The organism is Paenibacillus sp. 05T425, assembly GCF_056396205.1.
The window spans coordinates 70,026-81,867 of sequence record NZ_JBFTLA010000001.1 but is presented as its reverse complement, the minus strand read 5'-3'; the positions used below and the strand labels follow the sequence as shown (position 1 = coordinate 81,867).

The window sequence follows — 11,842 nt, the reverse complement described above, 5'->3', positions numbered from 1 at the left end:
TTCGATGGGAACCTATTTGGCTAGAAGGCTGTTCATGGCCGTTCCATTGCTTATCGTTATCTCTTTTTTGACGTTTATATTAATCAATCTATCGCCCATGGATCCCGCCGAGGTTGTCTTGCACGCGCAGGAAATTCCTCAGATAACGGAAGAATTGATTGCTCAGACGAACGAGGAGCTGGGCTTCAACAGACCGTTTATGATTCGGTATTTCGATTGGCTTCTATCCTGTCTCCAATTGGATTTCGGAAGCTCGTACATAACGGGGCAGCCCGTCTGGTCGTTGATGGGCCCGGCCTTTCTTAATACGTTGAAGCTGACGATGGTATCCTCTATCTCGATCATTGCTTTGTCTGTTTTATTGGGTGTGATATGCGCGATGAGAGAAGGCGGGGGTGTAGACAAAACGGTCAGAGGAACGGCGTTTCTTCTGACCGCCATGCCGTCTTATTGGCTGGCGGCGATGATGATCTGGTATTTTTCCGTCCGGTTGGATCTGCTGCCGACAAGCGGGATGGACTCTTACCTGAGCTATATATTGCCGGTGACCGTTATTACGATCGGTTATGCAGGCATGTACTTCCGGAACGTCCGAAGCTCCGTAATAAGCAATATGAACGAAGATTATGTGCTGTATGGAAGAGCATGCGGCATATCGGAGAAAAAAATTACGATGCATATTTTGAGAAATTCGTTGCATGTTTCGATTTCGATATTTTGCATGGCGATCCCGATCGTGCTCGGCAGCACGGTGGTTATCGAAAATGTGTTTGCGTGGCCCGGCTTAGGAAGGTTAAGCGTCAAATCGATTCTAAGCAGAGATTTTCCGATTATCCAAGCCTATGTGCTTTTATTGGCCGTGGCATTCGTGCTGTTCAATACGGTATCCGATATCGTGGGCGCCGCGCTGAATCCGAAGCTAAGAAGGGATATGTGATGGGAGTATTACGACGTTTGTGCAAGGATAAGCTTGCCGCAATCTCTTTGTTCGTCATTGCGATCGTCTTGGCGGCAGGCGCGTTCGCGCCGGTCATAGCGCCGCATGACCCCTATGCCGTCAATATGAAGCTTCGGTTCGCGGGCTCGTCATGGGCGTATTTGCTAGGCAACGATCATTTGGGGAGATATATATTATCCCGATTGATTTACGGCATCCGGCCTAGCGTGCTATGGGTGCTTGCGGCGTTGATGCTTTCGGTGGGAGTTGGATCTATAGTCGGCTTTATCGCCGGATATGCGAAGGGGATTACCGATGCCGTTATCATGCGGATCTGCGATGTGATGCTCTCGTTCCCGGGCTACGTGATGACGTTGGCCGTTGTCGGTATTTTGGGTGCCGGTCTGGAAAATATAATGATCGCTTTCGCGGTCATGAAATGGGCTTGGTTCGCCCGAGTCGTTCGAACGTCCGTCATGCAATATACCGAGACGGATTATGTGAGGTTCGCCAAGGCTTCCGGCATTAGCCCTATTCGAACGATATACAAGCACATCGTTCCCGTGACGTTATCCGATATCGCGGTCATTGCCAGCAGCTCGATCTGTTCGATGGTTTTGCAAATATCGGGTCTCTCCTTCCTCGGATTGGGCATTCAAGCTCCGCATGCCGAATGGGGGATGATGCTGAACGAGGCGAGGGAGGTCATGTTCACGAGACCCGAGCTTATGCTGGCCCCCGGACTAGCCATTGTCGTCGTGGTGTCGGCTTTCAATTTTGTGGCGGATGGTCTTCAGGCGGCGCTTGATCCCAAGTTAAGGACATCACAAAATAAGCGTCATGAAACCGAGGTGAAGGAATCCTCTTATGGCTTTGTTAGAGGTTAGAAGCTTAAGGATCCAGGATATGAACACGGGGAAAGTCGTAATCCCTCAAAGTTCCTTTCAATTAGGGCGGGGCAGCACGCTGGCGATCGTGGGAGAGAGCGGAAGCGGGAAGTCCGTAACCTGCAGAGCCGTGTTGAGATTAAACAAACCGTGGCTGCGGCAATCCGGCGACATTGTATTCAATGGCGACAATCTAAATGAGCTTTCCGAAAAAGACATGCGAAGAAAACGAGGCAAGCAGCTGTGCATGATCCTTCAAAACGGGATGTCCGTATTTGATCCCTCTTGCGTCGTCGGGGTTCATTTAAAGGAAACGCTGCGCCAGCACTTCGATTGGAGCAAGTCCGAAGCCGTACAGCGAATGAAGCATGCGATGGAAAGCGTCCTACTCAAAAATCCGCTGGAAATCATGCACAAATATCCGCATCAGCTGTCGGGTGGCATGCTGCAGCGGATCATGATCGCGTTATCGTTGGTGCTGGAGCCCGACCTCATTATCGCCGATGAACCGACGACGGCGCTGGATACGATCGCGCAGTACGAGGTCGTCGAGCAACTGTTGAAGCTGAGGGAGAGGAATTGCTCCATGATCTATATTTCGCATGACTTAGCCGTGGTCCAGAAAATAGCCGACGACGTGCTGGTCATGAAGGAGGGGGAAATTGTCGAGCGCGGAAGCATCGCTAGCGTTTTTCTTAATCCCCAGCATCTCTATACCCGGCATTTGGTATCTACCCGATTGGCGTTAAGCAATCATTTTAAAAGTTTGACGAGGGAGGGGATCCATTGCTGAGGGTTGCGGAGGTTCATAAAGCTTACAGGAGAGGAGGACTCTTCGCTACTGAAAAGCAGCAGGTTTTGCGCGATGTCAGCTTCGAATGCGGGAGCGGGGAATGCCTCGGCATTATCGGAGAAAGCGGGAGCGGCAAGTCTACGCTTGGTCGTTTGATATTGGGAATGGAACGGCCCGATCGCGGAACGATCCTTTTCGAAGGACGGAATGTTGGGGATCGAAAAGTCAGATTAGGGAGCATGAGTGCCGTGTTCCAGGATTATACGTCTTCCATAAATCCTTTCTTTACGGTGGAACAAGCGATTGCGGAACCGTTAGAAGCATTGAGGAGGATTAAGGCGGATCGGGAGGGCAAGGTGGAGCATTTGCTGAAAGTAGTCGGCTTGAACGCCTCGTATAAAAGCAAATACGCTCACGAGCTTTCGGGAGGGGAGGCGCAGCGAGTCTGCATTGCCAGAGCGCTCGCGACGGAACCCTCGTTCCTTCTATTAGATGAAGCGATCAGCTCGCTCGATGTATCGGTTCAAATGCAGGTTCTGGAATTGTTGAAGGAGCTTAAGGAAGTCTACCAAATGAGCTATGTTTTTATTACGCATGATATTCAGGCGGCAGCTTACATTTGCGATAGAATCGTTATTTTCCGCGAAGGGCAGATCGAAGAAATCGTTCCTGCGAAGCAGCTGAAGGACGTTCAGTCTCCCTATGCGAGAAGGCTGCTGCGCCACATCATAACGTTTTAAAGGAGTACTTAAATTGAGCGGAGCGATGTCTTGGCCATTTCTGCGGTTATACCTGTTGGCTTTGCTTTATTTCAGCGCCAATTCCATACTGAATGTCATCATCCCGTTACGCGGTGAATCCGCAGGTGCAAGCGGCACGACCATCGGCTTGATCATGGGAGCCTACATGATAGCCTCGATGTGCTTCCGGCCTTGGGCAGGCGCTATTGTCGAGAAGTACGGGCCGATTAAAGTACTGCGATTTATCCTTATTATGAATGGCTGCGCTTTGATTTTATATACGATAACCGGATTGGAAGGCTATTTCGCCGCCCGTATGTTGCAAGGCGTATGCACCGCTTTCTTTTCCATGGCCTTGCATATCGGCATCATAGACGCTTTGCCGGAGAAGGAGCGCTCCCGGGGCATTTCCTTCTATTCGTTGTTTACGTATATTCCAGGCATGATCGGGCCTCTATTGGCGCTAGGGCTCTGGCAATCCGGCAGCATGGATGCCTTTACCATAACGATGGTGGCGATTGCGGTCTTCACCGGCTTATTCGGTTATACGGTCAAGCTGGATCAATCAGCGAATATTGCGGCTGCGAATGGGGATCGAACCGAGCATCGAATGAACACTTTAGGTTCGCTCAGCCAGTTGGTCAAAAATCGCGATTTGTTCAGATGCAGCGTATTGATGGTAGCGGCTTCTATCGTATTTGGCGCGATTACGGCCTTTATGCCTCTGTACGCTGCGCAATTGAAAAGCGGCAATGCGGGCGTTTATTTGATGCTTCAGGCTGGCGCCGTCGTCTTTGCCAGGTACGCGTTTAGCAAGAGGATCCCTTCCGATGGCAGGTGGCATTCCCTGTTCATCATGGGAACGATGTGCCTAATAGCCGTAGCGGCATTATGCGTGAGCGCGTCCCTATGGTGGGGAGCCATTCCGTTCTATGCGGGCGCTTTGCTGATGGGACTAGGGCAAGCGCTGCTCTATCCGACGTTGACGACTTATCTCTCCTTCGTATTGCCCCAGACGAACCGGAACGTGCTGATCGGATTATTTATCGCGATGACCGATTTGGGAGTCTCGTTGGGCGGCATCATTATGGGGCCGGTAGCGGATGTATCCTCTTACTCCTTTATGTACATGGTCTGTGCCGTCTTGGCTGCCGCAACGGTTGTTATTGCTTTTCGAAATTACCACACGAACTTTGAGGGCGGTACTTTGTAATATTTTTTGAATGCCTTCGAGAAGCTGTACGGATCGGGGTAACCGAGCAAACCTGCGATTTGCTGAATCGAATACGATCTGCTGTACAACAACTCGCGGGCCCGATTCATTTTCAATTGGTAAATATACGAACCCGGCGTAATGCCCAAAGCCTGTTTGAAATAAAGGATGAAGTACTTCTCGGACATGCCCGCTAGCTCGGCAAGCTCTCCAATGCGGACCGGCTGATGCAGACGATCTTGGATAAAGGCAAATACAGGCTGCAGCGCCTGCAGATTCGTATTTCGATTCCGAGCATGAACATGTTTTGCGAATCCCCCTTGGTAATCCCCGCGCCCATAACATTCCAAGATCTTTGCAATTAGAATCGTGAGCGCTCCTTTCAGTCTGATCGCCGACATCGGAATGCCGTGCATATGTTGGTCGAAAGTGTCTAAGTACAAGCCCATTTCCTCCTGTACTAGCGAGCTTGCCATAATGCCTTCCAGTGAATAATTGTCTAGTATTCTAAGGTGATTTCCCAGACCAAAATGAAAGTGCGTGAAAATAAAGCTGCACTCGGCACCTAGGTTCGTAGCCGTATAGGCAACCTTCGGACTAAAAAGAATCAAATCTCCTTCCGATGCCAGGTGGACTTGTTCGTCAATCCGGATTTCAATGTTCCCTTTGCGAATAAACCATAGGTCGTAATCGGGATGCTGTTTGTTTTCTATCCAACCTTCAGGATGAATGGCTTCTCCGCAAGCATAGATGCGAAGCATGACATGCTCTGAAAGCTCATCGAATAAATTCAAGCTGCTCACGGTCCACACTCCCTTACGTTTGAGACATCGTACGAAATGACATGTTCAGGTTACCAAGAAGCATTCCGGTTCCTTATCACCATCTTATAATGGAAGTAAGAAACAAATAAAGGGGCGGTAACATGTATTCGTTCGGATGGTGTAAAGGGATTGAGGAGGCGAAGACGCTTCGCACGCTGGGATTTGACTACATCGAATGCACGGTCACCTCGTTAATGCTCGAGAATCAATCGGAATTCGAGAAGGTATTGCCGAAGTTTATCGATAGTCCGCTGCCGGCGCTAGCGTTTAACGTCTTTTTTCCGAACGGCTTACCCGTTGTTGGTCCGGATGCCGATTCGGAACGCATTCGCCGTTATGTGTCGAAGGCGGCTTCCGCGTTGAACCGAATCGGCGCACGCATCGTCGTACTCGGCAGCGGTCGTGCAAGGCATGTGCCGGATGGCTGGGACAGGAGGCTTGCGGAAGAGCAGTTCTCGCAGTTGCTTGGCTGGATGGGCGACGAATTCGATGGAACCGGCGTTACGGTAGCGATCGAACCGCTGAATAAGAAAGAAACGAATCTTATCAATAGCGTTGCGGAGGCAGTCGTTTTCGCGGGGCAGGCCAACCGCCGATCCATACGAGTATTGGCCGATTTTTACCATATGGATGAGGAGAACGAACCGCTGGATACGCTGGTCGAGCATAAGGACTGGCTGGCCCATATTCATTTGGCGGATACAGGCAGATTAAGTCCGGGTACGGGGCAATACCCGTATGGACCATTCGTAGAGTCGCTGAAGAAGGCGGGTTACTCCGGTCTTATTTCCGCAGAATGCAATACGAATCATCCGGTGGAAGAGCTTCCGGCGGCTTTGGCTTTTATGAAAGCTTGCTTTACAGAATAGCCTTTTGCTTCAAGCTGGCGGATGTACATGGCGGGGAATTGGGGAAGCTGGAGTTTCCTAACGCATCCAAAGGGTAGTTACCTTAGGTATAGTAGGTATATCCGATATAATATAGTGATCTTTATTTCACTACTTTCGTCGCGGAACAAACTTCTCTAGAATAGAGAGGCAGGCTTTAGAAGTCTTCTCATTGTTTGTACACTATTCTTTAGGAGCTGATTAGAGATGCAATTTCGTCAGTTGGGAAACAGCGGATTGAAGGTTAGTGAAATTAGTCTTGGAAGTTGGTTGACATACGGAGGATACGTAGAACGCGAAAATGCGATGAAAGCGATACAAACGGCCTATGGTCTGGGCATTAACTTTTTCGATACGGCAAACGTGTACGAAAGAGGGGCGGCGGAGAAGCTGATGGGCGAGGCGTTGCGTGCCTTTCCCCGGGAATCCTATGTGCTTGCGACCAAGGTATTCGGTCAGATGGGCGAAGGCCCCAACGACCGCGGCTTGTCCCGCAAACATATTAAGGAGCAATGCGATGCCAGCCTGAAGAGGCTAGGAGCGGACTATGTGGATCTGTATTACTGCCACCGCCATGATCCGAGCACGCCGCTCTATGAGACGCTCCGGGCGCTCGACGATCTGGTTCGTCAAGGCAAGGTGCTGTATGTAGGCGTCAGCGAGTGGACGACTGCCCAAATGGTGGAGGCGCATGCGATAGCTGACCGTTATTTGTTGGACCGTATCGTCGTCAACCAACCGATCTATAATATGTTCAATCGGTATATCGAGAAGGAAGTTATTCCTTACGGCGAGCGCGGCGGTATCGGACAAGTCGTATTCTCGCCGCTCGCTCAAGGGTTGTTGACCGGCAAGTACAGCTCGGTGAACGAGCTGCCCGCAGATAGCCGTGCCGCGAAGCTCGATGGCATGCGCAAAAATGTAACCGAAGAGAAGATCAACAAAGTAATCGAGCTGGGCAAAGTAGCTTCCGAGCTTGAGCTAACAGTCGGCCAATTGGCGCTTGCATGGATTTTGCGGCAGCCGAATGTGTCGAGCGCGCTGGTTGGCGCCAGCCGTCCCGAGCAGGTTGAAGAGAACGCGAAAGCGGCCGGCATCGTTCTAAGCGCCGACGTGCTCGAGCGAATCGAACAAATTATAGCCGTGTAGGAGGGAGTAAGCGTAGTGCCTAAAGTAGTAGTAACAGGCGGAAGCGGAATGCTGGGCAGATGGGTGGTCAAGCATTTTGTAGAGCAGGGATATGAGGTCGTCAATGCGGATGTCAAACATCCGGAGGAGCCGCTCTGCCGAACCGTCATCGTCGATCTGAACCAACTTGGCGAAGCTTACGGCGTATTGGCCGGAGCGGATGCCGTCGTGCATTTGGCGGCTATCCCCGTCGCTTACTCGCATCCTAACGAGGTAACGTTCCACAATAATGTGATGTCCACCTATAACGTGCTTGAGGCTGCGGCGGGATTGGGGATACGCAAGGCCGTCATTGCATCGAGCGAATCGTCCTATGGAATCGTCTTTGCCCTCGAGCGGTTTGGGCCGCTATATGTCCCCGTCGATGAGGAGCATCCTCAGCTTCCGCAGGACAGCTACGGGTTATCCAAGATCGTGAATGAGCAAACGGCCGACATGATCCATCGCAGAACGGGCATGCAGGTGGTGTCTTTCCGGCTGGGCAACGTCATAGCGCCGGAGGCATATGAGCGGTTTCCGTCCTTTATCCATGATCCCGAGCAGCGCGAGCGTATCTTGTGGAGCTATATCGATACACGGGATGCGGCGGAAGCTTGCAGGCTGGCGGTGGAAGCAGAAGGACTTGGAAGCGTGGCGCTCAATGTGGCGGCGGATGATTCCAGCATGGCGGTTACGAGCCGCGAACTGATGGCTGCGCGTTTCCCGGAGGTCAAGGACTTCCGCATACCGCTGGACGGTCATGAGTCGCTGCTGAGCAACGAGAAAGCCAAGCGGCTGCTGAACTGGCAGCCGAAGCATGCTTGGCGCAATTATGTTTAGAGCCGAGCTTATCGTTTAACAAGAAAGGAGCAGTCGCCTAAGGCAGACTGCTCCTTTCTTGTTGTTTAGGAAATTATGGACCTCTAAGATTTGTGGATAAGGGGGTTCCGCTATAGTGTCATTCTAGGCAACTAATTAGTCTTGTACCAAGCAAGCTGCCTGTATAGTTCGATATCAGGCAATTAAACGGGCTAGTTTGGTGAGTGGGTGGTGAATCGGCCGAATTAGTTCGATGAAAAGCAACTATCGAGCTCGCAACCGTGTGGCATCTAAGATTAGTTCGACGAATTGCACCTAATAAGCTCTGTGACCGTCGGCTAGTACGACAGTCTGCAAACCCAAAGCATAATTCGCGTTAAACCCTGCATACCTCCAACGGACAGTTCTCGCATTTGCATATTTGTCGTAAATAAGCAAGATCTTTGACATATATCGTTCCATGCTCGATGCTGATCACATCCTCCTTGCGCATATCGTTCAGAAGCCTATTCACGCTTTCGCGCGTGGCTCCTATCATTTCGGCCATTTCCGAATTGTTCATTTTTTTATCGATTCGGATCATGTTTCCATGCCGGACTCCATAAGAATTGCAGAGCCGTATCAGCAACGAACTTAAGGCGCCGGTCTTCCCGTAGAGCATCAGATCGCGGAACTTGGATTGCGTCATGCGATGCATCACGCCCATCCACTTCATGAACGCGATAGCGAGATCCTTATGCTGCCATAGCAGCAGCTCGAGATCCTTCTGCTCAATAATGCCGAACTCGGCATCTTCGATGACTTCCGCATTAAACGTTTGAGTATTCGTTTGAAAAGGATCCATCTGCCCAAACAGATCGCCCGCGTGGTGGAGATACAAGGTCATTTTGTTGCCGCTATCCGTCGTTTTGGTAAGCTTTACGCGTCCTTTTTTTACATAATAAAGATGGTCCGCCGCTTCCCCTTCCCAGAACAAGTACGATCCCGACATTACGGTTTTGTTGTTCATAATGCTGCTCAGTTTGCTGAAGCTGTCAGGCGAGAAGAAAGCGTCAATCCCGTTGCTCCGATTCTCCGGTTCATTCCCTTTCGATGTCTCTTTTTGCGTATATGCGTTAATGGCCATTCCAGCCATCCCCTCTCCGATTGTTTCTACCCTAATTTTACCTTTTGCGATGTGAGGTGAGCATCGGGGGATCTCCCTATCTTTGAGGGGGGAAATCCCTGATTTATTTGTGATCAACGTCACAGCGCGCAGAGTACAGGGAGTGTTTTAATAGATGCAGAAGCTCGGCATAAGAAATCGGCGGAAAGGATGTGGATGTGCATGGAGCAACTTCCATTACGGCGCATCGAACAGCTGGCGCTCAAGAAATACAAACTGTTCCATTCAAGTAAACTGCGCTATCTTCTGCGATCCATGCTCGCCAGTATGTTTATCGGGTTCGGCGTAATCGTGGCCTTCAAGACGGGCAGCTTCTTTTATACGGAACATTCTCCGCTTACGTATCCGATGGCCGCGATGACCTTCGGAGCCGCGATCATACTGATTTCCTATGGCGGAGGCGATCTGTTCACCGGCAACACGTTTTACTATACCTACGCGGCGCTTCGCCGTCAGATGAGCTGGGCCCATGTGGGGAAACTGCTGACGGCAAGCTATATCGGGAACGTTCTCGGCGCTTGCGCGTTTGCGCTGCTTATATGGGGAACGGGGCTGTTTCAATCCGCTGAGGTTAACGGCTTTCTGCTAAGCGTAGTGGAAAAGAAACTGCATGCGCCGACGATGGAGCTCTTTTTCCGCGGCTTATTGTGTAACTGGCTCGTCTGTCTGGCGTTCTTCATCCCAATGTCTTTAAGAGGAGACGGTCCCAAGTTGTTCGCTATGATGCTGTTCGTCTTCTGTTTCTTCATTTCCGGATACGAGCACAGCATTGCCAATTTATGCACGTTTGCTATCGCGCTTGTCCTCAACTATCCGGATACCATCACGTTTGGCGGCATGATCCATAATCTCGTTCCGGTCACGCTAGGCAATTTGTTCGGCGGCTCGGTGTTAATGGGCGCGATGTACTATTTTGTGAATAAACCAACCGAAGAGGAGCAATCAAAATGAAAAAATCCAAAGTTGTTGTCATTGGCGTAGGTGCTGTCGGTTCCACAACCGCGTACACGCTGCTGCTGAGAAGCCGGATGGACGAACTCGTGCTTATCGATGCGAACGTGAACAAAGCAGTCGGCGACGCGCTGGATATGAACCACGGGATGCCGTTTCTCGGCCAAGCAAAAGTATGGGCGGGAAGCTATGAAGACTGCAAGGACGCGGATATCGTCATTATTACCGCTGGAGCGGCGCAAAGGCCTGGAGAGACGCGGACGGATCTATTAAAGCGCAACGCGGCGATCTACGAAAGCATTATAACGGAGGTTTTAAAATATAACTCGGACGGCATTTTGCTGATCGCAACGAATCCGGTCGATATTATGAGCTACTTTACGTGGCAAAAGTCGGGATGGCCGATCAACCGAGTTATCGGTTCGGGAACGCTGCTCGACAGCGCGCGTTTCCGATATTTGATCGGGCAGCAACTGCACATCGACCCGCGAAGCGTACACGCGCACATTATCGGCGAACACGGCGATACCGAGCTGCCGGTATGGAGCCTCGCTAATGTGGCAGGAACGAATTTCTCGCTTACCGACGCTGCGAAGTCCGAGATTTTCGCGAATACAAGGGATGCGGCTTATCAGATCATCGAGGCCAAAGGGGCTACCTATTACGCGATCGCGCTTGCGCTGGACCGTATCGTAACCGCCATTCTTCGCGATGAATCGGCCGTGCTTAATGTATCTACGCTGCTCGATAACTACCACGGCGTGTCTGATGTGTTCATGGGCGTGCCTTGCATCGTAGACCGGCAAGGAGTTCGGGAAGTGTTGGATATCCGAATTAGCGAAGAAGAGAAGGCGCTTCTCCACCGGTCCGCCAATCACTTGAAAGAGCTCATTGAAACTGTCAAATAAACGAGAATAATCGAATAGCCCCTTATCTCGCGTTTCGGATAAGGGGCTATTTCTTAATCAAATCATGTTACAATTCGAATGAAGGGTGAATAACGATGAGAAATTTTGAAGCTGACACAATAAGCCGTGCCGTTCATTATATACGAGTTACATCATTAAGCGACTTTACGGCTTTGGCTCTCCCGATCGACGATGGCAGCAAGTACCGCTGGCGATATGCGAGCGGCAATATGAATCATCGTTATGAGCATATGATCGTTAAGCGAGGCAAGGGCCTGCCAGGCATGGCCCTTCTATTGGGGCGAAGCTTGATTAAGGATATTGCAACGAAAGAAGCAAACAAACCTCGCTTCGAATGTTCATTAATGCTGGCCGAGGGCCTTCATACGGCGGCAGCCATTCCGATTCCTGATGGATTCGGCTCTGCCGGCGTTCTAATGGTTGGCGTACGTCATCCTCATAGCTATACGGATACTAATCTTATCTATCTGGAGCAGTGTGCTATCGAGCTTTCGAATCTAGTAGAGATCTCCAGATACAAAACATAATCG

The 11,842-nt window shown here is 50.7% G+C and carries 13 protein-coding genes; 11 read left to right on the top strand and 2 right to left on the bottom strand.

What is annotated here, in order from left to right; all coding sequences use genetic code 11:
• Positions 1 to 4: 4 nt before the first annotated feature.
• From opp1B to cntE, 5 genes are read left to right on the top strand one after another with little or no spacing between them, the layout of a single operon-like run.
• The gene (opp1B, locus tag AC1DF0_RS00330; RefSeq protein ID WP_477572695.1) at positions 5 to 937 is read left to right on the top strand and encodes a nickel/cobalt ABC transporter permease; all 933 of its coding nucleotides are present in this window, start codon (positions 5 to 7) and stop codon (positions 935 to 937) included.
• The gene (cntC, locus tag AC1DF0_RS00325; protein ID WP_477572694.1) at positions 937 to 1,824 is read left to right on the top strand and encodes a staphylopine uptake ABC transporter permease subunit CntC; all 888 of its coding nucleotides are present in this window, start codon (positions 937 to 939) and stop codon (positions 1,822 to 1,824) included. Before opp1B ends, cntC begins: the two co-directional genes overlap by 1 nt.
• Positions 1,805 to 2,617 carry a staphylopine uptake ABC transporter ATP-binding protein CntD gene (gene cntD, locus AC1DF0_RS00320; protein WP_477572693.1) on the top strand — a complete coding sequence of 271 codons (813 nt, stop codon included), beginning with the start codon at positions 1,805 to 1,807 and terminating at the stop codon, positions 2,615 to 2,617. The genes cntC and cntD overlap by 20 nt, the downstream gene beginning before the upstream one ends.
• Positions 2,611 to 3,357 (top strand): ABC transporter ATP-binding protein, encoded by a 747-nt coding sequence (locus AC1DF0_RS00315; protein WP_477572692.1) that lies wholly within the window; start codon positions 2,611 to 2,613, stop codon positions 3,355 to 3,357. The genes cntD and AC1DF0_RS00315 overlap by 7 nt, the downstream gene beginning before the upstream one ends.
• 13 nt (positions 3,358 to 3,370) lie before the next feature.
• Positions 3,371 to 4,570, top strand: a complete 1,200-nt coding sequence (gene cntE / locus AC1DF0_RS00310; protein WP_477572691.1) for a staphylopine family metallophore export MFS transporter CntE — start codon at positions 3,371 to 3,373, stop codon at positions 4,568 to 4,570.
• Here the strand turns inward: cntE and AC1DF0_RS00305 are convergent.
• Entirely contained in the window at positions 4,537 to 5,373 is an 837-nt protein-coding gene (locus AC1DF0_RS00305; RefSeq protein WP_477572690.1) for a helix-turn-helix domain-containing protein, read from the bottom strand. The two genes, cntE and AC1DF0_RS00305, sit on opposite strands and share 34 nt — an antisense overlap.
• 122 nt (positions 5,374 to 5,495) lie before the next feature.
• Between AC1DF0_RS00305 and AC1DF0_RS00300 the strand changes: the two genes are divergently transcribed.
• The 3 genes from AC1DF0_RS00300 to AC1DF0_RS00290 all read left to right on the top strand — a co-directional run bounded on the left by AC1DF0_RS00300 (position 5,496) and on the right by AC1DF0_RS00290 (position 8,288).
• Positions 5,496 to 6,263: a sugar phosphate isomerase/epimerase family protein gene (locus AC1DF0_RS00300; protein WP_477572689.1), complete on the top strand. Its 768-nt coding sequence runs from the start codon at positions 5,496 to 5,498 to the stop codon at positions 6,261 to 6,263.
• A 225-nt stretch (positions 6,264 to 6,488) separates the two neighbouring features.
• Positions 6,489 to 7,430 carry an aldo/keto reductase family protein gene (locus tag AC1DF0_RS00295; protein ID WP_477572688.1) on the top strand — a complete coding sequence of 314 codons (942 nt, stop codon included), beginning with the start codon at positions 6,489 to 6,491 and terminating at the stop codon, positions 7,428 to 7,430.
• Positions 7,431 to 7,445: 15 nt separating this feature from the next.
• On the top strand, positions 7,446 to 8,288 hold the full coding sequence (locus AC1DF0_RS00290; protein ID WP_477572687.1) for an NAD-dependent epimerase/dehydratase family protein: 843 nt from the start codon (positions 7,446 to 7,448) through the stop codon (positions 8,286 to 8,288).
• A gap of 355 nt (positions 8,289 to 8,643) precedes the next feature.
• Here AC1DF0_RS00290 and AC1DF0_RS00285 read toward each other — a convergent pair whose 3' ends face one another.
• Complete coding sequence (locus AC1DF0_RS00285; protein WP_477572686.1) at positions 8,644 to 9,393, bottom strand: Crp/Fnr family transcriptional regulator; 750 nt, start codon at positions 9,391 to 9,393, stop codon at positions 8,644 to 8,646.
• A 201-nt stretch (positions 9,394 to 9,594) separates the two neighbouring features.
• Between AC1DF0_RS00285 and AC1DF0_RS00280 the strand changes: the two genes are divergently transcribed.
• From AC1DF0_RS00280 to AC1DF0_RS00270, 3 genes are all read left to right on the top strand, one after another.
• Entirely contained in the window at positions 9,595 to 10,383 is a 789-nt protein-coding gene (locus AC1DF0_RS00280) for a formate/nitrite transporter family protein (protein WP_475823061.1), read from the top strand.
• On the top strand, positions 10,380 to 11,291 hold the full coding sequence (locus AC1DF0_RS00275; RefSeq protein ID WP_475823060.1) for an L-lactate dehydrogenase: 912 nt from the start codon (positions 10,380 to 10,382) through the stop codon (positions 11,289 to 11,291). Before AC1DF0_RS00280 ends, AC1DF0_RS00275 begins: the two co-directional genes overlap by 4 nt.
• 95 nt (positions 11,292 to 11,386) lie before the next feature.
• Positions 11,387 to 11,839, top strand: coding sequence for a GAF domain-containing protein (locus tag AC1DF0_RS00270; protein WP_477572685.1), 453 nt, complete (start codon positions 11,387 to 11,389; stop codon positions 11,837 to 11,839).
• Positions 11,840 to 11,842: the final 3 nt, after the last annotated feature.